This is a genomic window from Mucilaginibacter jinjuensis (genome assembly GCF_028596025.1).
GTDB lineage: Bacteria > Bacteroidota > Bacteroidia > Sphingobacteriales > Sphingobacteriaceae > Mucilaginibacter > Mucilaginibacter jinjuensis.
Map to the genome: position 1 here is coordinate 5,333,666 of NZ_CP117167.1, position 23,201 is coordinate 5,356,866.

Sequence of the window (23,201 nt, forward strand, 5' to 3'; positions counted from 1 at the left end):
TTAAGGAATTACATCTTATATACTACACTATATAGAATACACTATAAAATACAATCACAGCTTAACCGTTATACAGCCTATACTATATAACAAGAGCTTGCTTATATATACTATATAGTATAGCCTAATCAGAAATAGCAGTCATTAGTTAAAAGATGTTAAATAAAACTGTGTTTGTAGATTGCCATAAAATAGCATAGCTATATTAGTACCCAAATAAATAATTGACTCATTTACAATAATCAACTATCTTTGCAGGATGTTTAAACAACAACGCTCACTTATATCAGGCTTAATTATATGCAGTTTACTTGCATTGGGCAGTTGCAAAAGCAAATTTGAAAAACTGAAGGCCAGTAATGATAACGCTAAAAAGTATCAGGAGGCCATGAAGTACTACAATAAAAAGGAGTATTCTAAAGCGCTTGACCTGTTTGACGGCTTGACCCAGCGTTACCGTGGACAAACCGAGGCTGAGGACCTTTTTTACTATAATGCTTATACCAACTACAAGTTAAAGGATTATACATCGGCCAGGTACCACTTTAAAAACTTTGCCGATACCTATCCAAACAGTAGCCGTGCAGAGGAATGCCGCTTTATGGCCGCTTATTGCTACTACCTTGATTCGCCGATATTTTCGTTAGATCAGGAAAATACTTTAAAAGCTATCGAGACCCTACAGTTGTTCATTAACTTGTATCCAAAAAGCGAGCGTGTTGCTGAGGCCAGTAAACTGATCCAAAACCTGCGCGATAAACTGGAAGAAAAAGCTTACGCCAACGCTAAGTTATATTTAACAATTGGCGACTATCAATCGGCAGTAATTGCTTTCGGTAATGCACTGCGCGATTACCCGGATACTAAGTTTGCAGAGGAAATGGAGTTCCTTACCATCAGGGCCCAATATAAATACGCTAAAGCCAGTACCGACTATCGCCAGGAAGAGCGTTTTGGACAAACAATCAGTTTTTATGATCAGTTTGCCGAAAAATATCCGCAAAGTAAGTTCCTGCACGAAGCACAGGGCATTAAATCAGACAGCGAGTATGGTATAAAACATGCTAAAGCCCAAATTGCAGAAGCAGCTTACGACCCTAAACTGGCCAAAAAATTAGCTAAGAAGGATACCACCAAAACACAGCCACCTTCAGAAAAAGGTAACGATAATCAAAAAATGCCGTAACAGGTTAATACAAGATAATAAAGGAAGAATATGAGCAATACCAGCAATACTACACCAAAGCATACTGTAGCAAGCAGTACAGTAACCCGCGATTTACGCGAACTGGACAGAACTACCGACAACCTTTACGAGTCGATCGTAATTATGTCGAAACGTGCTAACCAGATCTCTAACAACATCAAGGAAGAGCTGCACCAGAAATTATCTGAATTTGCTTCATCAAATGATAACCTGGAAGAGGTTTTCGAAAACCGTGAGCAGATTGAAATTTCTAAGCATTACGAAAAAATGCCTAAGCCAACCTTAGTTGCAATCAACGAGTTTTTAGAGGAGAAAGTTTACTACCGTAACCCTCAGAAAGAAGCTTTAAAAGAACTATTGTAAGTTCAGTTAAATGATATATAGCCTCTCCGTTAATGCGGCGGGGCTTTCTTTGTTTAAAGAGATTGGGGTAGCCACTAAGAACGTCATTGCGAGCGATAGCGTGGCAATCCCCAACTTGCAGAGCCGTCCTGTATATCTGAACTGTACAGTTCGCGATTGCTTCGTACCTCGCAATGACATACTAAAGGAAGATCTTGATTCTTATCTTTCGATTCTTGATTCTCTTAACGGGCGTTCCAGCCTATCGGCGGGCCGGCCTATCCGCTCATACGCCTGCCCCAAAGGGATGCCCGTGGCACAGGCATTACACACAGGCCGGTATCCGCTTCTATCCCTAACGCAAAATATTCACTCATTCGCAACTCACTCCTTCACTCATTGTCTTCCTCTTTTGCTGGTATCATCCATGTTAAGTATCTTTAAACCGCGCTTTATTAAAAGCACATGGAAATGAAATACACAAACAGCGATATGCTTGAGGGCAAAAAAATACTGTTAGGCGTTTGCGGCAGTATCGCAGCATATAAATCGGCCACATTGGTACGTGACTTAATTAAAGCCGGTGCCGAGGTACAAGTAGTAATGACCAACAGCGCCACAGATTTTATTACCCCGCTCACGCTCTCAACCCTGTCTAAAAAACCGGTATTGGTTAACTACTTTGCTCCCGAAACCGGTGTGTGGAATAACCACGTAGAATTAGGCCTCTGGGCTGATATGATGCTTATTGCCCCGGCAAGTGCCGATACGATAGCCAAAATAGCCAATGGGCAATGTGATAACCTGCTTACTGCTGTTTATCTATCGGCCAAATGCCCGGTATATTTTGCCCCTGCTATGGATTTGGATATGTGGGCACATCCTGCCACGCAGGATAACGTTACCCGCTTACAATCATTCGGTAATATCATGATTGCGCCCGAGAGCGGCGAACTGGCAAGCGGTTTACATGGCGCAGGCCGCATGGCCGAGCCAGAACATATTGTTGATTTTCTGACGGCATCGCTTAGTAAAAAGTTTCTGTTAGTTAACCAAAGCATACTGGTAACCGCAGGCCCTACTTATGAGGCCATTGACCCGGTGCGGTTTATCGGTAACCATTCATCAGGCAAAATGGGGTTTGCTATTGCAAACGAACTGGCCGAGATGGGCGCTAATGTAACGCTGGTTTCGGGGCCAACATCACAGGTAATTCATCATCGTAATATTAAACGCATTGATGTTACATCGGCACAAGAAATGCTGGATGCTTGCTTAAAGCATTTTAAAACTGCTAAAGCCTGTGTAATGAGTGCTGCAGTGGCTGATTACACGCCTGTTTATGCCGAACCGCAGAAAATTAAAAAGCAGGATGCTAACCTGCACATCGAACTTAAAAAAACGGTTGATATATTAAAAACCCTGGGCAGCCAAAAACGCCCCGACCAGATACTGGCAGGTTTTGCACTGGAAACCGAGCATGAGGAAGAATATGCCATCGGTAAACTGAATAAAAAGAACCTCGACTTTATTGTGCTGAATTCGTTAAACGATAGCGGTGCGGGTTTTAAAACCGATACCAATAAAATCACCATTATTGATAACAAACTCAATAAAACCACGTATAGCCTAAAAAGTAAAACACAGGTAGCGCAGGATATTTGCGCCAAACTAACCGAACTGATACTGGCATGAGAAAGATGTTTGCATTAGCCATTTTAATTTGCTTAACGGGCAGTTTATACGCCCAAGATCTGAACGCACGGGTGCAAGTACTATCACCCAAAATTCAGACTACCAATAAGCGTATCTTCCAGGTGCTGGAAACAGCCATGAAAGATTTTTTAAATGGCCGCAAATGGAGCGCCGACGAAATTGCCCCGGCAGAGAAAATAGACTGCAATTTCGTACTCAACATTACCTCATGGGATGGCAACAGCACTTTCAGTGGTGAATTGCAGGTACAATCGAGCAGGCCGGTGTTTAACTCATCCTACACCTCTACCCTGTTCAGCATTAATGATAAGGATGTTGATTTTACTTATACCGAAGGCCAGACTATCGACTTTAATGCTCAGAATTTTCAAAGCAACCTAAGCTCAATCATGGCCTATTATGCCTATACTATTTTAGGTTTCGATTACGATAGCTTTTCGCGCTATGGCGGTACACCTTATTTTGCCAATGCGCAAACGGTAGTGGTTAATGCCCAAAGTTCGGGTTATAACGGCTGGAAAGCTTTCGACAGTAATAACTTTAACCGTTACTGGTTATCAGAAAACCTGGTGAACAAAACCTATATTCCGCTACGCAGCTTTTATTACGATTACCACCGCAAAGGCCTCGACCTGATGGTTGACAATGCCGAAATGGGCCGCAGAAACATTGATGCTGTTTTACCCGTGCTAACCCAGTTAGATCGTCAGCGTTTGGGCGCAACCCTGCCAACGCTATTTTTTACCGCTAAAAGTGATGAACTGGTTGGTGTTTTTACAGGAGCCCCACCAGCTGAAAAGTTGGCCGCCTATAATCTGTTAATGAAGGCTGATCCTGCTAATGGGCCTAAGTATCAAATACTGCAGAAAAACTAAACTTGCTAAATCTGATATGAAACCCGGTACACTTTTCCATATCAGTGAAGAGGGCAACATTCAAAGGTTTATCCCCAAGCCTTCTCCCTCGCATTATGATCAAATAACGAGAGATGTAGTATTTGCCATTACCGGCGAATTGCTGCATAACTACCTTTTACCGCGCGATTGCCCGCGGGTTACCTTTTACGCTGGTAAGAATACTTCATCGGCGGATAAAGAACGATTCTTAAGCTCATCTGATGCCAACTATATAATAGCCGTCGAGCAAAAATGGCTTCCTGCTATCCAGCACATCAAACTTTACTGTTATGAATTTCCGGCTGAGACATTTTCATTATTGGATGAATGCGCCGGTTATTATGTATCTTATCAACAGGTGATTCCAACTACTGTAAAACTTATTGATAATACTTTGGATGAATTATTTAAAAGAAATATTGAGCTGCGCCTGTTGCCGAATCTCCATCATTTGGCAAATGAAGTAGCCAAATCGACTTTAAATTTTTCGATCATCAGGTTAAGAAATGCTGCACCTAAGCTTCAATAGGCTCATTATCATAGTCGATTAGACATATCTTTCAGAAAAAAATAAAAAATATTTCATCAGCCTATTGCATATACGAAATCTATCGTAGATATTTGTACGAAGAAATTCGTATAAACATGAGCAGTGAGATTAAACCAACCGAAGGAGAGCTTGAGATTTTACAAGTGTTATGGGACAAAGGCCTTTGTACCGTACGCGAAGTACATGAAGAAATAGCCAAAAGCAAAGATTCGGGTTATACCACCACCTTAAAGCTGATGCAGATTATGCACGAAAAAGGTTTGGTTGAGCGTAACACATCAACCAAAACACACGTCTATAAAGCATTGGTAACCCGTAAGGATGCCCAGAAAAGCGCGCTCGATAAAATACTGAATACTGTGTTCACCGGTTCAACGGCCGACCTGGTGATCCAGGCATTGGGTACACACCGGGCATCGCAAAGCGAAATTGAAGCTATTAAGAACTACCTTAACCAATTTGAAAACCCTGAAAAGTAATTTTTATGGAAACGTTGTTGCATAATTTAAGTGAAGTTTTTGCGGTAAGCATTATCCATTCGTTATGGCAGTGCTTTATTATTTATCTACTGCTGCGCATTTTCCTGGCCGATATCGTCAGGCTATCATCAGCAGTAAAATATAATATCACAGTTACTGCGCTTTTTGCCGCTACCGGCTGGTTCATTTATACCTTGTTTGATGAAGCCTCGCATTATAGCTGGCAATTAACCAATCAGGCAATTACAGGTGCGCCGCAGCATTTACCGCTCATAACTACACTTAAACAAATTACCCATGCCGATGAGCGCTACGAACTAACCATCGAGCACTACCTGCCTTATATTACTACCATATATATAGCGGGCTTGCTGTTCCATTCGCTTCGTTTACTATCGGCCTGGGTGCAAATGCAACAAATAAAACAAGGCGCCGTGCCCGATAGCCAATTGCAAAAGCGGTTAAACGAGCTTTCGGCCCTGTTAAACAATAAACGCGCAGTAATTGTAAGCTATGCCGACCGTATTGATGTGCCTTGTGTTACAGGTTATTTAAAACCATTAATACTGTTGCCACTGTCGCTCTCTACCTATCTTTCGGCCAATGAGGTGGAGGCCATTTTACTGCACGAACTTGCCCATGTAAAACGTAACGATTACTTAATTAACCTGCTGCAGCAGGTGATGTCAGTGATCCTTTTCTTTAATCCTTTTGTTTTATTGATGAACCGCATTGTAAACCAGGAACGCGAAAACAGCTGCGATGACGTGGTTGTTGCCCTAACCGGCCAACCCCTGGTATATGCACAAGCGCTTTTAAAAATAGAACAAAACAATGTGCGCTACCTGCCGCTGGCCTTGGCCGCTACGGGTAAGAAATATCATTTACTTAACCGAATTGAACGTATCATGAAAACTAAAAAACCAATGGCCAACATCCGTCACGTGGTGTTAGCATTTACTATACTCATGGGTAGCATTACCAGCATAGCCTGGTTTAACCCCGCCATAGGTAATGGCAAACTGTCTGTAAAAACAACCAAATTTTCGGGCATTATTAACAGTCTGAATATACTTACCGATAGTACTAAAAAAGCGGCGAAAGCAGCACCAAAAGCTTCTGTTGCTAAAAAAAGCAACCTGCCTCCACCTCCAAAATCTGCAAAAGTTTACCATAAAGACGGCAATACCTATTACTATAGCCCCGGTATGGAAGATCCTAAACTGGAGGCTATGGGCAAGCAAATGGAAGCTTACGGCAAACAGATAGAAGCCTATTATAATAGTGCCGATTATAAAAAGCTGACAGAGCAAATGGAACAAAGCGGCAAAGACATAGAGGATTATTATAATAACCCCGGATTAAAACAGCTTGAAATAAACCAGGAAAAATTAGGTCGCGATTTTGAAGCAGCGTATGGCGACAACAGCGAAGCAGATAAATTAGGTAAGCAAATGGAGGCCATCGGCAAAAAGATGGAAACCTATTATAATAGTGCTGAGTTTAAAGAGATGGATGCCCGCTTGCGAAAGAAATACAACATCCCGCAGGATCAAAATTATTTTAACGACAGTAAAGATGATAATTATAGAAAGTACCAGGCAGAATTAAAGAAAAATATCCCTGCCGAAGTAACTGCCTATAGCGACCAAATGAGAACTTTGGGCCAACAAATGCGCGATCATTTTAACGCACCAGAGCGTAAAGCAGCGCAAGAAAAAATGCGTTTAATGGGCGATAGCATGCGTTTAGCATTTAACAACCCACAAATAAAACTGCAACAAGAACAAATGCGCAAAATGGGTGAACAAATGCGTGCCTATAATAGCAACCCCGAAATTAAAAAGCTGCAACAGCAAATGAAAGTACTGGGCGAACAAATGCGTGCTTACACCAACAGCCCCGATTTTAAAAAACGCATGGAAGAATGGAAAAAGAACATGAAAGCCATGAACTGGAATTATGATTTTAAATTCGACATGGACAATCAGATTAATGTGGACGTGCCACCTATACCCCCGGTTCCTGCTATAGATGTATTACCTTCAATCAAAATAGCTCCGGCACCGGCTCCTGTTACAGTTGTTGTACCACCAGTACCCGCAGTACCTGCAAAACCTTTTTAATTTGAAAATATGTTAATTTGAAAATATGAAGATGAACCTGTATAGTACATTATCAAATCAACAAATTAATTTTTACTAAAAATAATAGTAAAACAAATCCCTTTCCTTCAATATTGATTTTGTAATTTAGTATCCTCACAACGGGGATACTTTTTTATGCTTAAACAGCTCAGTATAAATAATTACGCTTTAATTGATAACCTGCAGATTGGTTTTGACAAGGGCTTAAACATCCTAACCGGCGAAACCGGAGCAGGTAAATCCATCATCCTGGGTGCGTTGTCGCTCATTCTGGGTCAGCGGGCCGAAAGCCGATACTTCTTCAATCAGCAAAAAAAATGTGTGATAGAAGGCCAGTTTGCTATTGGCGGATTCTTGCACCTCAAAAGCTTCTTTGAAGAAAATGACCTGGATTACGATGATGAAACCATCCTACGCCGCGAAATTTCGGCAGATGGTAAATCGCGAGCTTTTATTAATGACAGCCCGGTAAATCTTACGTTGCTAAAACAGGTTGGCGAGAAACTGATCGACATCCATTCGCAGCATGCAACTGCGGAAATTAATGATCCGATATTTCAATTACTGGTAGTTGATTCGGTTGCCAAACACGAAGCGTTGCTGGGTGATTATCAAACCAAATATCGTCAGTACAAAAAAGCCAATACCCAATTACAACAACTGATTGCTGAAAGCGACAAAGCCAAAGCTGACCTGGATTATTACCAGTTTCAGTTTGATGAGCTGGAAAAAGCTAACCTTGATGCTGATGAGCAAGAGCCCTTGGAGCAGGAACTGTACACGCTTAACAACGCCGAAGAAATAAAACGCAATTTATTAGGCGCTAATTACCTGATGCAGGATGGCGAAAGCGCTGCATTGTTACAGTTGAAGGAAGCCGCCCAGCAATTAGGTGCGCTCGAGAAATTTAATTCGGCAATAGGTGAGTTGAAAGAAAGGCTGAACAGCGTGATCATTGAGCTGAAAGATATTTCGGCAGAAACAGATCTGCTGGAGCAGCATACCCAAACCAACGAAGCCCGCGCCGAGGAGGTGAACACCCGCCTAAGCATGATTTATAACCTGCAAAAAAAGCACCGCGTAAATACTAATGCCGAACTGCTGCAGTTGCAAAACGAGCTTTCGGAGAAAATACAGCAGGCTTTATTTAGCGATGATGCCATCGATAAACTGCAAAAAGAAATAACTGAACAAAAACAGGAGTTGGAAGAACTGGCTACCCAGTTATCTACCCACCGTGTAACAGCTATCCCAGATATTGAAAAACAGGTAATGCAAACCCTGGCCGAAATGGGCATGGGTAATGCCGTATTGAGCATTGAGCATAAAACATTAACCGAATTAAGCAATACAGGTACCGACCAGATCCGTTTTATGTTTACGGCGAATAAAGGTCATGCTTTATCCGAAATGAGTAAGGTAGCATCTGGGGGTGAGTTATCAAGGTTGATGCTCAGCATTAAATCGCTGATAGCACGCTACACCGCCTTGCCGACTATCATTTTTGATGAGATCGACACAGGTGTATCTGGCGAGGTGGCCAACAAAGTAGGTCAAATTATGGAACAACTGGCGCAAAATTTACAGGTAATAACTATTACTCACTTGCCGCAAATTGCCAGCAAAGGCAGCAGCCACTACTTTGTTTACAAAGATGACGAAGCCGACGTTACCAAAACCCGCATTAAACAACTAACCGAGCAGGAGCGCATAACCGAAATTGCCAAAATGCTAAGCGGCGATAAACCTGGTGAAAGTGCATTGCAAAATGCGAGGGAATTGTTGAATATTTAAGATGCTATGAAAACTATTTTAGTATTTGTTTTACTGCTGTTTATCCTATCTGCATGTCATGCACAATTTATTCCTCCTTATAAACCTAAGTATAAAATTGTAAAGCAGGACACAATTAACATCAGGGGCATTGTATTAGATATACTAAATAATCCTGTTACTGAATTACAAATCAGATCGAAGAATAAGCACTATTTCTATGAAGGCCTTAATCCATATACTTATACAGACAAACAAGGCAGATTTGAATTGCGTGGGGCGCTGATTAACGATACACTCGATTGCTTTCGGCTTAAGAAGATGAGTGTTATTAATAATGGTAGTCGTTATTTAGAAATTCATCTCCCTTTACTAACAACTGATACCAGTAGAAAACCGTCGGCGGAGGTAACTGCCAAAAGAGTAAAAAAACGAACAATTCCGACATTCAATGTGATCACCAACTCGGATATATCTGACTACTATGGAGTAGCGGGAGATATGATCGTGAATTCAGATCAACTTGTAGATTATCCTAAATATCTTGACAGCATTAAATTATTAGTTCACTATCCGGAGAAAGCCATTAAAAACAACATCGAAGGCACCGTAATCATCGGATTTGATATATTAAAAGATGAGCAATTCGACAATTTTAAAATCATCCGTGGAATAGGATATGATTGCGATGAAGCAGTAATTACCGCCATTAAAAACGGACCTAAACGGCACCCCGGAATTAATAATGGACGCCCCGTCAAATCCCAGTCTTCGGTAACTATCAATTTTAAATTAACTGATAAATAGACTTAATAGCGTTATGAAATATATTATCCTGATATTTTCATTGTTAATTATATCCCATATCAGCAAAGCTCAAAAGGTTATAAAGACTATTAAAAAAGATACTATTAATATTACAGGTTATGTTCTGAAATATGATGGCACATCTGCGGCACGAGGTATATATATTACATCGCGAAATAAAGATCTTACTTACGATACATATAACCAGGTGGCGATGACCGATGAAGATGGATGCTTTACACTTAATGGTGCACGTTTAAACGATACTTTAGCACTACAATCAGCCACTTATAATTTAAAAATGCCAAACAGGGGTGCACGCTATATGGTAATAACGCTGCCTCCTGAACCAAAGGTTACAATTGCTGATACCATTAAAGTAACCGCTGTCAGAAAATATAAACCTAAAACGCCTTCATTCAAGATCATTGAATATCAATTTGACTGTATACTTCCGTTCGCTAATCAACAACCGGAATTTCCCGGAGGTGTTAAAAACTTCGTGAAATTTATCAATTCTAAAATTACGTACCCACAAAAAGCTATTGATAAAAACATTGAAGGCAATGTTGAAATTGGCTTTACCATAGAACGAGATGGCTCATTAATTGATTTAAAAGTTTTACGCGGAATTGGTTATGGATGCGACGAAGAGGTTTTAAATGCAGTTAAAACAAGCCCCAGATGGAAACCAGGATTCTCAAACGGAAGGCCCTTAAGAATGCAAAGTTCGGTAAATGTTGAATTTATTTTGACTGATAAATAAACACAATTGCGCGCGTTTGCAACTAAACCCGGTTGAAGCGGATACCGGCCATGTGATTAAGGCCTGCGCAGTATGAGCGGAAAACGGGGCTATAGTAACCGATGAGCAGTGTCTACCCGTTTTCAAATATTTGGAATTGCTGTCACACTGATACTCGAAGTGTCGCGTGTAAGCCCTACCCACCATGCTTCGACGGAGCTCAGCATGACAGGCCAACTTACCTAATAACTCAATAACCAATAACTAAACCTAAATAATTTCTACCTTTATTATTCCAATTTAATATTTACTTTATGGCTTATAATTTATTGAAAGGTAAAAAAGGGATCATTTTTGGTGCCCTTAACGAGCAGTCGATTGCGTGGAAGGTGGCACAACGTTCTGTCGAAGAAGGTGCCGAGATTGTATTAACCAACGCCCCCATTGCCCTGCGCATGGGCGAACTTAACAAACTGGCCGAGCAATGTAATGCCCCGGTTATTGCTGCCGATGTTACCAGTAATGATGATGTACAAAACCTGTTCAGCAAAACAATGGAGCACTTTAACGGCGGCATCGATTTTATTTTGCATGCCCCAGCCATGAGTGTTAACGTACGTAAAGGCATTCCCTATCCCGAAAACAATTATGAATTTACCCACAAAGGTTTAGATATATCTGCACTGAGTTTACACCGTGTGCTGCAATACGCCATGAAAAACAAAGCTATTAACGAATGGGGCTCTGTTGTTGCGCTTACTTACATTGCCGCCCAACGCGTGTTCCCTGATTATAATGATATGGCCGATAACAAAGCCATGCTGGAAAGTATTGCCCGTAATTTTGGGTACTACTATGCTGTTGAGAACAAGGTACGCGTAAATACAGTTTCGCAATCGCCTACCCGCACAACGGCCGGCACGGGTGTAAAAGGCTTTGATGGCTTTATTAATTATGCCGAGAAAATGAGTCCGCTGGGTAATGCTTCAGCAGATCAGTGTGCCGATTATGTGATCTCGCTATTCTCTGATCTTACCCGTATGGTTACCATGCAGAATTTGTTTCATGATGGTGGTTTCTCCTTTACCGGTGTTACTAAGGATGTGATTGAGCAAATGGAGAAGTAATAGAATTAAAGAGCCAAGACTCAATACGGAGTATCTGCAAGTTTTGAGTCTTGTGCTTTTATCAATGTTAGTCCCGCTCAATCGCCGCGGGTTGGCTGTTACTTTGGGGCGCCAAAGTAACCAAAGCGCCTGTTGGCAAAAGGCTTCTTTACGCACGGGCCATGCCGCACAGCGTCCAGAACACACATCCCGATAGCTATCGGGACGGGATCTTTGGCCCACTTGCGTTCACAGGCCCACCCTTCTGCAAAATCTCCAATGCCTCTTCCCTCACGAAGGCCATCATTGTTCTGTCCTCTTTTGGCCGAAGCTGTTTGCAACAGGAAAGAGAAATAAGAATCGAGAGCCACGAAACAAGATAAAAAATCAAAAAAGTAAACATTAGGACAATCAAAAGAGCGGTGGCCTGAAAGAAAAGCGGGCCATGCGTTGGCCTTGAGCGGGGAAGCATTTTTCTTTCTTGATCTTTTGCCTACTTTTGGATCAAGCCAAAAGTAGGTAGCCCCTGCGGCAATGAGCAGACTGCCATTAATAGTTACAGAACCCATTCATAATAGTTTCTGCCCCATTTAAGTCAGTACTCTGTAGGTCGGGGATTGCTTCATACCTCGCAATGACGATCAGGGAGGTGAGCCATTCTATCATTACCGTTACAATAAATTCATCAAAACTCATAACCTCTTCATACTAACTATCTAATATTGCAGTTATTTTGCAGTATGTTTAAGTATACCCTGTTCCTGCTTATCATTTTTCCGTTTACTGTGTTTGCACAGGTATCAATTACCGGTAAGGTAACCGATATTACTACTCATAAAGGTATCGGATATGCAACGGTGCTTTTAAGTAATTCGAGTGTGGGTAACCGCACCGATACAACCGGCACTTTCGTATTGCGTAATGTTAAGCCAGGGCAATATGATCTGGTTGCCTCTATTGTGGGTTACGAAACCTACCAGGTTACCATTATGGTGAGCAATGCCAATATTACTATACCTAATATAGAATTACTACCCAAAAGCATTAACCTGCAGGAGGTTGTAATTAAGCCGGATGCAGAATGGTTCCGCAATTACGAAATTTTTAAGACTGAGCTTTTAGGCGAAGGCCCCGAGGCTAAACTTTGCAAAATTTTGAACCCGGATGTGGTAAAACTCCATTTCGACGAAAATAAAAACCAGTTGATTGGCTCCAGTACAGATTTTATTGAGATTGAAAACCGGGCGCTTGGCTATCGGGTAAAATATTTACTGAATACCTTTAACAAAGACTACGGCAAAAGCATGATCTTTTATGAAGGTTCGGTATTATTTGAAGACCTGCCGGTAAGTTCGCCCGAGCAGGCCGAGCATTATAAGAAGATGCGCGAGAAAGCATACTACGGATCGATGCAGCATTTTCTGAAAGCCGCCTTGCATAATACCAGCGAAGATGATGGCTTTAAGGTACTGCAAATGGTGAAGATCCCGAATCCGAAACGCCCGAGCGACGAGGAGATTAAATCTAAGATGGCTTATTTTAACACTATTGGTAATTTCAGCCGTTCGTCAGAAGATTCATTATATAATTGGGAGCGTTTAAAACGTTTGCCTAAAACTATTTTTTCGGTAGTTAAAGATCCGCCTGTATACCCGTCTATGCTGGTTAAGCGCACCAATCAACCTGGGGTGTATGTGATGACTTATACTGATTACCTATATGTGATGTATACCAAAACGCTCGACAATAGTTCAAACCAATTGGTATACCGCCCTACTAATACGCCAAATTATTCTACCAGTATCATGACTTTCTCTGAGCCTCATGTATTTTTTGATGATAACGGGCATATCATGAATCCATTATCTGTTATTACCGAAGGTGCCTGGGGTAAAAACCGGGTATCGGGTATGCTGCCTATTGATTACGAGCCTTCGGGGCCGCCGGCGCAATAATAGAGAAGCAAAAGCTGAGAGACAGTAAACAAGATAAAACTTTCGCGCAAAATTTTTCTTAAACATACCGCCAATTAACTAAATATTTAGTTAATTGGCGGTATGTTTAGATTTACTTTTGTTCTGCTGCTTTTACTACCAGCCTGCTTAATGGCACAGGTTAATGTTACAGGTACAGTAAACGACCTCACAACGCATAAGCCTATCGAAAATGCAAGTGTTATTTTAAGTAACTCCACTATAGGTAACAGAACCGCAGCTGATGGCTCATTCACTTTAAAGGCTGTTAAAGCCGGGCAGTATGACATGGTTGTTTCTATTGTTGGTTACGAAACCTTTCATCTGAACCTTACTGTGAGCAACAGCAACATTACCATTCCGCTTGTAGAGTTGCTGCCTAAAAGCATTACCCTTAACGAGGTGGTTGTTAAGCCCGATGCCAACTGGGCACGTAATTACGATATTTTTAAAGCCGAACTTTTAGGTGATGGCCCCGAAGGGAAACAATGTAAAATATTAAACCCCGATGTAGTTCAACTAAACTATGATAATACCGAACGAAAGCTCACAGCATCCAGTTACGATTTTATGGAGATCGAGAACCCGGCTTTAGGTTATCACATCAAATATCAACTCACCAATTTTATTAAAGACTATGCCAATAATATGCTCTATTACGAGGGCTTTATGTTATTTGAAGATATTAAGACCAACTCCTCAGGGCAAAAAAAGAAGTGGAAAAAGGCACGTGAGAAAGCATATTATGGTTCCCTTCAGCATTTTTTAAGGGCAACTCTACGCAACCAAACCACAGAGGAAGGTTTTAGGGTTCTGCAATTGATCAGGAAGCCTAATCCAGAGCGCCCACCTGAAGACTTGATCAAATCTAAGATCAATTACTTCCGTAAATTGATATTTACCAACAATCGCATGGCAAATGATTCGATTAGTAAATGGGCAAAGTTTAATCAGATGCCAAAAACCGTTTCTTACTTAGTACAAAACCCACCGGTAAACCCAGGCAACCTTATTGCCAAAACAGAACAGCCGGGAATTTACACGCTTAGCTATCCCGACTATCTATACGTAATGTATACCAAAGCACATGATGACAGCTCGAACAACCTCAGTTTTCATCCCTTAAATATTCCTAATTACGCCATAACCATTGTAAGCTTTAGCGAAACTAAAACTTTGTTTGATGAGAATGGTTCGGTCATTAACCCATCATCATTGATGTTTGAAGGTAATTGGGGTAAAAGCCGCGTAGCCGGAATGTTGCCTGTTGATTATGAACCGGAGCCGGTGGAGAAAAGAAAATAGAGGAAGGAAAAAGGACGTAGGAGATCAAAAATTTGAGAAAAGAGCGTTTGTCATGCTGAGCCCCGTCGAAGCATAAGCGTTGGCCTATACATCATACCTTAAGGACACATTTTTCTTAATTTCTCTTTTTAGACAATTGAGGTAATAACACCCACTTATCATTAATTATAGCTTCCTTCTTTGCCCTGCTCCATCCTTTAACCTGTTTTTCAAAAGCGATGGCTTGATTCACATCCGGAAAATTTTTATTGAAAACTAATTTTATTGGTCGTCTCTTATATGTATAGCATTGCAGATTCACTCCTGTATCGTGTTCATATATTCTTCTTTCTAAATTATTGGTTATACCTGTATAGTAAGACATATCCGAACAAAGAAGAATATAGACAAAGTATTGGTTCATTATTCTAATATAAAAAAACTGGATAATATTTAAAACAGGGTGCAGAAGCCCATCCCACCATACTTCGACGGGGTTCAGTATGACAGCCTTGAACCCGGATTGCAAAAGAGCGTTGTCATGTTAAGTTCCGTCGAAACATAAGCGTTGGCCCTCTACACCATACTTCGACGGGGCTCAGTATGACAGCCCCGAACCCGGATTTGCAAAAGAGCGTTGTCATGTTAAGTTCCGTCGAAACATAAGCGTTGGCCCTCTACACCATACTTCGACGGAGCTCAGTATGACAGCCCCGAACCCGGATTTGCAAAAGAGCGTTGTCATGTTGCGCTCCGTCGAAACATAAGCGTTAGCCCTTTGCACCATACTTCGACGGAGCTCAGTATGACAGCCCCGAACGCGGATTTGCAAAAGAGCGTTGTCATGTTGAGCTCCGTCGAAACATAAGCGTTGGCCCTTTGCACCATACTTCGACGGGACTCAGTATGACACCCAACCACCATATTTGAAAACAAAACATTCATGAAAGGGGAATTCACCAACGGGCATGAAAGTGTTAAATTGTAGGTACCAAACTTCAATTAACATGTCAACCCAGGTAGAATTCCCTTTATTATTTGATCGTTGCGCAGGAATAGATGTGCACAAGGAAAGCGTCGTAGTAACAGTTAAAGTTAATAAATCTTCGGATGAAACGCGCACATTCGGTACATTCACGGAAGACCTTATCGACCTTAAAGACTGGTTGTTAATGCTTAAGGTGGGTCATATTGCGATGGAAAGCACCGGTGTTTACTGGAAGCCTGTGTTTAATATTCTGGAAGAAGATTTTGAGATCATGCTGGTTAATGCCCGCCATATCAAATATGTTCCGGGTCACAAAACCGATTGCAAGGACAGCGCATGGATCGGCAAATTGTTAATGAGCGGTTTGTTGAAAGGAAGTTTCATTCCGCCGCAGCAGATCAGGGAAATGCGTGAACTTTATCGATATAAGAAGAAACTGATCAGTCAACGGGTGGCCGAGCGAAACCGTTTGCAGAAGGTGTTGGAAGATGCCAATCTTAAACTGGGAAACGTAGTTAGTGATGTTTTCGGAAAGACCGGCTGGGCGGTTATCTGTGCACTGATTGATGGGCAGACAGATGCTGTTTCGCTATCATCACTTGCAAAAGGAAGTTTACGGAAGAAGATACCTCAACTTATCTGTGCCTTAAACGGCAGAATAACAGAGCACCATCGCTTTATGCTACAGACCAGCAGACTGGCACTGGAAAATATCCAACAACAGATTGATCGCATAGATCGCAGGCTGAACGAATACCTCAGCCATCATACCACCGAGGTGGAATTGTTGGAAACCATTCCGGGTATCAGTCACGAAACAGTTAAAGGTATTGTAGCAGAGATTGGTTTCGATATGAGCGTTTTTCCTACTGCTAATCACTTAGCCTCATGGGCTGGTGTATGCCCTGGTAATAATGAAAGCGCAGGCAAGAAGATGAGCAGCCGGGTCACGCAGGGTAACAGATCGCTCAAAACAGCGCTCGTTGAGGCAGCATGGTCTGCTGTAAAAATGAAAAAGGGATGGCTCCGAAATAAATATTACGCGCTGTCTGTCAGGCGGGGTAAGAAACGGGCTTTAATGGCCGTCGCGCACAAAATACTGTTAGCTGTGTATCATGTTCTTTCAACCCATTCACCCTTCAAAGAACCTGTACTTAGAATAACATCCTGAAATCGAGCTTTTATTGATCCCTTAGAGGTCGGAAACAAAACTGATTTAATCCATCAGGAACCAACGGTTGTTGCCTAAGAGCACGTAGAAAAAATTCTTTTAACCATGGTGGATTATATGATTTGCTATTTACTTTCAGAAAAAAAAAGCCCGCTGCTTTTGGCAACGGGCTTTTGTATTTTAAGCCCTCTCCTTTGGAGAGGGTTTGGAGAGGTTACTTTTGCTCTTCTTCAGTAGGTTTACCTTCGTCATTAGTTGTTTTGGCAACAATCTTAATGGCTTCGGTTTCCTTGTCGAAGTCGATTTCCATGGTATCACCTTCGGCCATTTCGCCTTTCAGTATTTCCTCGGCAATTGGATCTTCCAGGTATTTTTGGATGGCACGTTTTAGTGGGCGTGCACCAAATTGCGAATCATATCCTTTTTCGGCAATGGCTTCTTTGGCGTTAAGCGTAAGTTCAATTTTGTAACCTAAGCTATTGATACGACCGAATAAACCAGCTAACTCGATATCGATAATTTTGAAGATGTCTTCTTTGGTTAAAGAGTTAAACACAATCACATCATCAATACGGTTTAAAAACTCTGGTGCAAATGCACGGCGTAAAGCGTTTTCAATTACACCACGTGAGTGTGCATCAGCCTGTGTAGTTTTTGCCGAAGTGCTGAAACCAACACCCTGACCAAAATCTTTTAACTGACGGGCACCAATATTTGATGTCATGATGATGATGGTATTCCTGAAATCAACCTTGCGGCCTAATGAATCAGTTAATTGGCCTTCATCTAACACTTGTAACAGAATGTTGAATACATCCGGGTGAGCTTTTTCAATCTCATCCAGCAATACAACAGCATAAGGTTTGCGGCGTACTTTTTCGGTTAATTGTCCGCCTTCTTCGTAACCTACGTAGCCCGGAGGCGCTCCAACTAAACGAGACACAGCAAATTTTTCCATGTACTCGCTCATATCAATCTGGATCAGCGCATCCTCGGTATCAAACATAAACCGGGCAAGCTCTTTGGCAAGCTCTGTTTTACCAACACCGGTTGGGCCCAGGAATATAAATGAACCAATTGGTTTTTTAGGATCTTTTAATCCAGCACGGGTACGTTGGATAGCTTTGGTTAATTTTTTAACCGCATCATCCTGACCAATAATTTTTGCCTGGATGCTTTCGCCCATTTGTAGTAATTTCTGGCTGTCACCCTGTCCAACTTTCTGAACCGGGATACCTGTCATCATGGCTACAACTTCGGCCACATTATCTTCGGTTACGGTGTAACGTTTAGATTTTGTTTCGGCTTCCCAAACACCCTTAGCTTGTTCTAATTCTTCTAATAAGTGTTTTTCGGTATCGCGTAGTTTTGCTGCCTCTTCATATTTCTGGCTGCGAACTACACGGTTTTTTTCAACCTTAATCTGCTCAATTTTAGATTCGATATCCAAAATGTTTTGAGGCACATGGATATTGGTTAAGTGAACGCGTGAGCCCGATTCGTCCAAAGCATCAATAGCTTTGTCTGGCAAAAAGCGGTCTGTAATATAACGTGCAGTTAAGGCAACGCAAGCTTTAATAGCTTCGTCTGTATAAGTTACACCGTGGTGTTCTTCATATTTATCCTTAATACGGGTTAATATTTCGATGGTTTCATCTGGTGTAGCAGGCTCAACCATTACCTTTTGGAAACGGCGGTCTAACGCACCATCTTTCTCAATGTACTGGCGGTACTCATCTAATGTAGTAGCACCGATGCACTGGATTTCGCCCCTGGCTAATGCAGGTTTAAACATGTTCGAAGCATCTAACGAGCCCGAAGCGCCACCGGCACCAACAATTGTATGTATCTCGTCGATAAATAAAATTACGTCTGGTGATTTTTCCAATTCGTTCATTACGGCTTTCATACGTTCTTCGAACTGGCCACGGTATTTGGTACCTGCCACTAACGAAGCTAAATCGAGCGTAACAACGCGTTTGTTAAATAATACCCTTGATACTTTACGCTGAACGATGCGCAATGCCAGTCCTTCTGCAATGGCAGATTTACCAACACCCGGCTCACCGATTAAAATAGGGTTGTTCTTTTTACGACGTGACAGGATTTGTGACACACGTTCAATTTCTTTTTCGCGGCCTACAATCGGGTCAAGTTTACCTTCTTCGGCAGCTTTGGTTAAATCACGGCCAAAGTTGTCAAGAACAGGGGTTTTTGATTTAATGTCAGACACCTTTTTAGGCTGGCTGAATGATTCTTCTTCTTTAAAGTCATCATCGCCGCCGGTTGATGAACCTGGCATTTCGTCTGTGATATTGTTTTTGTGGGCTTCCACCTCACTTTTAAATATCTCGTAGTTAACGTGGAACTGCATCAATAACTGTGATGCTATATTATCTTCATCGCGAAGGATTGACAGCAGCAAATGCTCTGTACCAATTACATCGCTCTTAAATATTTTAGCTTCAAGATAAGTGATCTTTAATACTTTTTCTGCTTGTTTGGTTAACGGAATGCTGCCAATGTGCACATTAGTTCCTGATGTGCCTTTCACTGCATCCTCAACGGCACGGCGTAGTCTGGATGTATCAACATTTAAGCCTTTCAGCAATTTGATAGCTATCCCGTCTCCGTCGCGGATAAGCCCGAGCAAAAGATGTTCTGTACCTATATAGTCATGGCCTAAGCGTAAAGCCTCTTCCCTGCTATACGAGATAACGTCTTTTACACGTGGCGAAAATTTAGCTTCCATAAAATACCTTTCAAATTAATTGTTAAACGCCCTGTTGATATAGTTTGTTCTACCAGGTGCGGATAATTAGTGATTACAACAATATTGCCAACTTTTTTACCGCTCCTGATACTTCGCTTTAATGACAGGCAATCTATTAAATATTGCTTTAAAACGATAATTATTATTAATCAATTAGCAGTTTTTTACCTTTTAACTACTTGTTTGATTAATTATTTGCGAAATGGTTTATTCGTTAATGACATAAACCATTAGTAGATCTGTTTATACAAGCAATTTCGGCATTAAATATGACATTAAGGCATGCAAGTTTTATACATTTCCACATTTAGTTAACATTATTATCAAAGAACACCCTTTAAATTAATATACGATATATCTGTTTATATAGTTGCCACACCGGGCAAGTATGTAGCCATACCGTATATACATTTCTACAATATGTTGACGTGCCATGTTTTGATTATGTTACAGACTACTATGGAATGAATAAAGTGACTGAAAGTAGTTGATTGTATAAGAAAGATAAGCCACTCGACATTGACTGAAAATTGTTAACTTCATACAACCAATTATAAACTTCATGGAACAAAACATGCACCCAAAACTGGTTGATGTTTATTTTGACAAATATGCCGAAAGCCATCAGAACCCCAAAAACGAGCTGATCCATTGGATCTGTGTGCCTTTGATTGTGTTTAGTTTGGTGGGGCTCATCTGGTCGATACCCTTTCCGTACCTCAGCTTTTTAGGTAGGTTAAACGGCTATGTAAGCTGGGCATGGTTGCTGATCGCGTTTGCAGTTTACTATTATTTTAAGCTGTCGCCTGTGCTGGCGGGTTTTATGTTGCTGCTTATCGTGGTGTTTATATGTGCCATTATCGCGCTGCTAAACTGGCAGCATAATGGCGGGCCAATGCTCTGGCAGAGTTGCCTGGCTATATTTGTACTCTCGTGGGTGGGGCAGTTTATCGGGCACAAAATTGAGGGGAAGAAGCCTTCGTTTTTTGATGACATTAAATTCTTACTCATCGGGCCGATATGGCTTTTACATTTTGTGCTGATAAAGGCGGGGATTAAGTATTAACCCCTTCCCTAATCCTCCCTTTCGGGGAGGGAACTTAACAAACTACGTCATACCGAACTTGTTTCGGCACCTCACAAGCCATGTCTGATACTTATATGTCGCAGCTTAGCATGTGTGATGTTGAAACAAGTTCAACATCACACATGGAGATTAAAACTTATACGTTAACCCTGCCCCAAAAATCTGTTTCACCTGTAAAAGCGAATGGTATTCGGTTACGCCATCTTTTTGCTGGGCGATGCGGGCAAGCGGATCGTTAATTAATTCTACCCCTAAATTTACCGTTACTACTTTATTTACTTTCATATACAAGTTGGCTGCATAATCGGCATAAATATTCTGTGGTTTCTTCAGGTAGTCTGAATATAGTTTCAGGATGTTTTCGAGGGTGATGTTTTTGGCGATACCTACTTTATAATAAGCATCCAACGAAGCACCTAACTGGTACAGGTTTTTCTTACCAGGATCAACCCCGTAAGAACCGAGCGCCGAAAGGTAGCTGTTGCTCACAAACGTAAACCTCGAAGCCAGGGGCGAAATATTGATCCGCAAACTGTCAGACCGTTTGTAGGCAAAACCCGGCCCGAAGGTTAAATATGCGGGCGCAAACGGTGCAGATATTAGAGTTCGTAAATTATTACTATCGTAGTTATAACCGTTTGCAAACTGGGTTTGGAAGTTTACCAGAAAGGTATACAACCAATATTTGGCAGCCTTGTAACCCAGTAAGCTATTTAATATGGCGCGGTCATCATTTTTACGCCAGCCGATGTCGGGTTGGCGGCTTAGTCCGTAGGCCATAATAACTTTATTGTCCCAGCTCCATTTATCGCGTTTGTAGTTAAAATCGTAATCGAGCACTGCATTGGCAGCAAGCGAATTTATACCACCGGCAGCCCAGTTAGAAAATGAGCTTTGGTTTATTAATATAGTGTTTTGGCCATGAATGATCCAAACCTTGGCAGTATCGGGCGGTGGGGCAGGCGCTGGTGTTTGCGCATAAGCCGCAATGCCGAACCCTGATAATAATAAAGTGTACTTTAACCGGTGTATAAATTTGCTGATCATATATAAATAGATTTTAGTTTTTATGCTGAAAGATTATCAGTTCGTTCTACAAAATAACGCCATATAATAGCCGCAACTATGGCACCTGCAATTGGCGCAACAACAAAAAGCCATACTTGTTCGAGTGCCTGCCCGCCCACAAATACAGCCGGACCAATGCTGCGTGCAGGATTTACCGAAACACCGGTAATCGGGATACCCACAATGTGGATAAGCACCAGGCTTAAACCAATAGCTAAACCGGCAAAACCACCATGTATGTTTTTAGATGATGTTGAACCGAAAATAACTAATAAAAATATGGCAGTGAAAACAAATTCGGCAATAAAGCACGATGTGAGGTCGTAATGCCGTGGCGAACCTGGTCCGTAACCGTTTTGGCCTAACCCGGCTACAGATGTGGCTATATTCCAGTCGGGCCTGCCGCTTGCAATTAAATAAAGGATACCCGCACCGGCAATAGCGCCTAAAATTTGTACAATAACATAACCTATACATTCAGACGCGCGCATGCGGCCTGCAGCCACCATACCAATACTAATAGCCGGGTTAATATGGCAGCCCGAGATGTGCCCTATAGCATAGGCCATAGCCACCACCGATAGCCCGAAAGCAAACGAAATACCCAAAAGCCCAACTCCGGCTATTACCCCGCTGGTGCTACTGATTACAGCGCTACCGCAACCCATTAATACCAGTACCATGGTTCCTAAAAACTCGGCTACCAGTTTGTGGTAATTGTTCTTTTCCATTTTTTAATTGTTTTTAAGTGAAGATATTAATGTGTTTATAAAAGGTTTTTGATTTAAGCATGCAGAATTAATGGGGGGCCAGAACTGCATGCCGCTTACATTAAACAGGATAGGGTAAGCGTAAATAACGCCTGAAATAAAATTAAGGATTTTTATAAGGCAAGGATGATTATGCGATGGTATACGTGTTTCACATTTTAATCTGAATCTGATTTAAGCTAATGAGTGAATGAGTGAGTTGTGAATGAGTGAGTAATTTGCCTTGCTTCTCTAAACCCGGGTGAAGCGGATACCGGCCTACGCTTAAGGCCTCGTGTAGTATTGGCGCAACACGGGGCTGGCGATAATAGTAGCATTG

Annotated in this window: 20 protein-coding genes; 15 read left to right on the forward strand and 5 right to left on the reverse strand. The window is 41.6% G+C overall.

Going from position 1 to position 23,201, the window contains the following annotated elements; all coding sequences use genetic code 11:
- The first annotated feature begins 259 nt into the window (after positions 1–259).
- The 11 genes from PQO05_RS23000 to PQO05_RS23050 all read left to right on the forward strand — a co-directional run bounded on the left by PQO05_RS23000 (position 260) and on the right by PQO05_RS23050 (position 11,789).
- Positions 260–1,186, forward strand: coding sequence for an outer membrane protein assembly factor BamD (locus PQO05_RS23000; RefSeq protein WP_273629796.1), 927 nt, complete (start codon positions 260–262; stop codon positions 1,184–1,186).
- Positions 1,187–1,216: 30 nt separating this feature from the next.
- The gene (locus tag PQO05_RS23005; RefSeq protein WP_273629797.1) at positions 1,217–1,570 is read left to right on the forward strand and encodes a DNA-directed RNA polymerase subunit omega; all 354 of its coding nucleotides are present in this window, start codon (positions 1,217–1,219) and stop codon (positions 1,568–1,570) included.
- A 471-nt stretch (positions 1,571–2,041) separates the two neighbouring features.
- Positions 2,042–3,244: a bifunctional phosphopantothenoylcysteine decarboxylase/phosphopantothenate--cysteine ligase CoaBC gene (gene coaBC, locus PQO05_RS23010; protein ID WP_273633549.1), complete on the forward strand. Its 1,203-nt coding sequence runs from the start codon at positions 2,042–2,044 to the stop codon at positions 3,242–3,244.
- Entirely contained in the window at positions 3,241–4,140 is a 900-nt protein-coding gene (porD, locus tag PQO05_RS23015; protein ID WP_273629798.1) for a type IX secretion system protein PorD, read from the forward strand. Before coaBC ends, porD begins: the two co-directional genes overlap by 4 nt.
- A gap of 16 nt (positions 4,141–4,156) precedes the next feature.
- Positions 4,157–4,690: a DUF6886 family protein gene (locus PQO05_RS23020; protein ID WP_273629799.1), complete on the forward strand. Its 534-nt coding sequence runs from the start codon at positions 4,157–4,159 to the stop codon at positions 4,688–4,690.
- A gap of 116 nt (positions 4,691–4,806) precedes the next feature.
- Complete coding sequence (locus PQO05_RS23025; RefSeq protein WP_273629800.1) at positions 4,807–5,190, forward strand: BlaI/MecI/CopY family transcriptional regulator; 384 nt, start codon at positions 4,807–4,809, stop codon at positions 5,188–5,190.
- A gap of 5 nt (positions 5,191–5,195) precedes the next feature.
- The gene (locus tag PQO05_RS23030; RefSeq protein ID WP_273629801.1) at positions 5,196–7,316 is read left to right on the forward strand and encodes a M56 family metallopeptidase; all 2,121 of its coding nucleotides are present in this window, start codon (positions 5,196–5,198) and stop codon (positions 7,314–7,316) included.
- A gap of 156 nt (positions 7,317–7,472) precedes the next feature.
- Positions 7,473–9,131, forward strand: a complete 1,659-nt coding sequence (gene recN, locus PQO05_RS23035; protein ID WP_273629802.1) for a DNA repair protein RecN — start codon at positions 7,473–7,475, stop codon at positions 9,129–9,131.
- A 6-nt stretch (positions 9,132–9,137) separates the two neighbouring features.
- Positions 9,138–9,917 carry an energy transducer TonB gene (locus tag PQO05_RS23040; protein WP_273629803.1) on the forward strand — a complete coding sequence of 260 codons (780 nt, stop codon included), beginning with the start codon at positions 9,138–9,140 and terminating at the stop codon, positions 9,915–9,917.
- A 13-nt stretch (positions 9,918–9,930) separates the two neighbouring features.
- Positions 9,931–10,683, forward strand: a complete 753-nt coding sequence (locus tag PQO05_RS23045) for an energy transducer TonB (RefSeq protein ID WP_273629804.1) — start codon at positions 9,931–9,933, stop codon at positions 10,681–10,683.
- A gap of 293 nt (positions 10,684–10,976) precedes the next feature.
- On the forward strand, positions 10,977–11,789 hold the full coding sequence (locus PQO05_RS23050) for an enoyl-ACP reductase FabI (RefSeq protein WP_273629805.1): 813 nt from the start codon (positions 10,977–10,979) through the stop codon (positions 11,787–11,789).
- Positions 11,790–11,887: 98 nt separating this feature from the next.
- On the opposite strand, the gene PQO05_RS23055 is transcribed toward PQO05_RS23050, so the two are convergent.
- Positions 11,888–12,337 carry a hypothetical protein gene (locus PQO05_RS23055; RefSeq protein WP_273629806.1) on the reverse strand — a complete coding sequence of 150 codons (450 nt, stop codon included), beginning with the start codon at positions 12,335–12,337 and terminating at the stop codon, positions 11,888–11,890.
- Positions 12,338–12,508: 171 nt separating this feature from the next.
- Between PQO05_RS23055 and PQO05_RS23060 the strand changes: the two genes are divergently transcribed.
- Together PQO05_RS23060 and PQO05_RS23065 are read left to right on the forward strand one after the other, a co-directional pair.
- Positions 12,509–13,723, forward strand: coding sequence for a carboxypeptidase-like regulatory domain-containing protein (locus tag PQO05_RS23060; RefSeq protein ID WP_273629807.1), 1,215 nt, complete (start codon positions 12,509–12,511; stop codon positions 13,721–13,723).
- 150 nt (positions 13,724–13,873) lie between these two features.
- Positions 13,874–15,046, forward strand: a complete 1,173-nt coding sequence (locus tag PQO05_RS23065; protein ID WP_273629808.1) for a carboxypeptidase-like regulatory domain-containing protein — start codon at positions 13,874–13,876, stop codon at positions 15,044–15,046.
- Between the two features lie 115 nt (positions 15,047–15,161).
- On the opposite strand, the gene PQO05_RS23070 is transcribed toward PQO05_RS23065, so the two are convergent.
- A complete protein-coding gene (locus PQO05_RS23070; RefSeq protein ID WP_273629809.1) occupies positions 15,162–15,449 on the reverse strand; it encodes a GIY-YIG nuclease family protein in 288 nt (95 codons plus the stop codon).
- Positions 15,450–16,032: 583 nt separating this feature from the next.
- On the opposite strand from PQO05_RS23070, the gene PQO05_RS23075 reads away from it, so the two are divergent.
- Positions 16,033–17,184, forward strand: a complete 1,152-nt coding sequence (locus PQO05_RS23075; RefSeq protein ID WP_273629810.1) for an IS110 family RNA-guided transposase — start codon at positions 16,033–16,035, stop codon at positions 17,182–17,184.
- 214 nt (positions 17,185–17,398) lie between these two features.
- On the opposite strand, the gene PQO05_RS23080 is transcribed toward PQO05_RS23075, so the two are convergent.
- Positions 17,399–19,936: an ATP-dependent Clp protease ATP-binding subunit gene (locus PQO05_RS23080; RefSeq protein WP_273629811.1), complete on the reverse strand. Its 2,538-nt coding sequence runs from the start codon at positions 19,934–19,936 to the stop codon at positions 17,399–17,401.
- Positions 19,937–20,519: 583 nt separating this feature from the next.
- Here PQO05_RS23080 and PQO05_RS23085 point away from each other — a divergent pair.
- The gene (locus tag PQO05_RS23085; RefSeq protein WP_273629812.1) at positions 20,520–21,023 is read left to right on the forward strand and encodes an Mpo1 family 2-hydroxy fatty acid dioxygenase; all 504 of its coding nucleotides are present in this window, start codon (positions 20,520–20,522) and stop codon (positions 21,021–21,023) included.
- A gap of 150 nt (positions 21,024–21,173) precedes the next feature.
- Here the strand turns inward: PQO05_RS23085 and PQO05_RS23090 are convergent, their stop codons facing one another.
- Positions 21,174–22,091, reverse strand: coding sequence for a DUF3078 domain-containing protein (locus tag PQO05_RS23090; RefSeq protein WP_273629813.1), 918 nt, complete (start codon positions 22,089–22,091; stop codon positions 21,174–21,176).
- Between the two features lie 20 nt (positions 22,092–22,111).
- Complete coding sequence (gene aqpZ / locus PQO05_RS23095; RefSeq protein ID WP_273629814.1) at positions 22,112–22,843, reverse strand: aquaporin Z; 732 nt, start codon at positions 22,841–22,843, stop codon at positions 22,112–22,114.
- Positions 22,844–23,201: the final 358 nt, after the last annotated feature.

Bases quoted from the DNA above. Each gene is read 5' to 3' on its own strand.
- PQO05_RS23000 (WP_273629796.1), top strand. From the start codon at position 260: ATGTTTAAACAACAACGCTCACTTATATCAGGCTTAATTATATGCAGT.
- PQO05_RS23005 (WP_273629797.1), top strand. From the start codon at position 1,217: ATGAGCAATACCAGCAATACTACACCAAAGCATACTGTAGCAAGCAGT.
- coaBC (WP_273633549.1), top strand. From the start codon at position 2,042: ATGCTTGAGGGCAAAAAAATACTGTTAGGCGTTTGCGGCAGTATCGCA.
- porD (WP_273629798.1), top strand. From the start codon at position 3,241: ATGAGAAAGATGTTTGCATTAGCCATTTTAATTTGCTTAACGGGCAGT.
- PQO05_RS23020 (WP_273629799.1), top strand. From the start codon at position 4,157: ATGAAACCCGGTACACTTTTCCATATCAGTGAAGAGGGCAACATTCAA.
- PQO05_RS23025 (WP_273629800.1), top strand. From the start codon at position 4,807: ATGAGCAGTGAGATTAAACCAACCGAAGGAGAGCTTGAGATTTTACAA.
- PQO05_RS23030 (WP_273629801.1), top strand. From the start codon at position 5,196: ATGGAAACGTTGTTGCATAATTTAAGTGAAGTTTTTGCGGTAAGCATT.
- recN (WP_273629802.1), top strand. From the start codon at position 7,473: ATGCTTAAACAGCTCAGTATAAATAATTACGCTTTAATTGATAACCTG.
- PQO05_RS23040 (WP_273629803.1), top strand. From the start codon at position 9,138: ATGAAAACTATTTTAGTATTTGTTTTACTGCTGTTTATCCTATCTGCA.
- PQO05_RS23045 (WP_273629804.1), top strand. From the start codon at position 9,931: ATGAAATATATTATCCTGATATTTTCATTGTTAATTATATCCCATATC.
- PQO05_RS23050 (WP_273629805.1), top strand. From the start codon at position 10,977: ATGGCTTATAATTTATTGAAAGGTAAAAAAGGGATCATTTTTGGTGCC.
- PQO05_RS23055 (WP_273629806.1), bottom strand. From the start codon at position 12,337: ATGGGTTCTGTAACTATTAATGGCAGTCTGCTCATTGCCGCAGGGGCT.
- PQO05_RS23060 (WP_273629807.1), top strand. From the start codon at position 12,509: ATGTTTAAGTATACCCTGTTCCTGCTTATCATTTTTCCGTTTACTGTG.
- PQO05_RS23065 (WP_273629808.1), top strand. From the start codon at position 13,874: ATGGCACAGGTTAATGTTACAGGTACAGTAAACGACCTCACAACGCAT.
- PQO05_RS23070 (WP_273629809.1), bottom strand. From the start codon at position 15,449: ATGAACCAATACTTTGTCTATATTCTTCTTTGTTCGGATATGTCTTAC.
- PQO05_RS23075 (WP_273629810.1), top strand. From the start codon at position 16,033: ATGTCAACCCAGGTAGAATTCCCTTTATTATTTGATCGTTGCGCAGGA.
- PQO05_RS23080 (WP_273629811.1), bottom strand. From the start codon at position 19,936: ATGGAAGCTAAATTTTCGCCACGTGTAAAAGACGTTATCTCGTATAGC.
- PQO05_RS23085 (WP_273629812.1), top strand. From the start codon at position 20,520: ATGGAACAAAACATGCACCCAAAACTGGTTGATGTTTATTTTGACAAA.
- PQO05_RS23090 (WP_273629813.1), bottom strand. From the start codon at position 22,091: ATGATCAGCAAATTTATACACCGGTTAAAGTACACTTTATTATTATCA.
- aqpZ (WP_273629814.1), bottom strand. From the start codon at position 22,843: ATGGAAAAGAACAATTACCACAAACTGGTAGCCGAGTTTTTAGGAACC.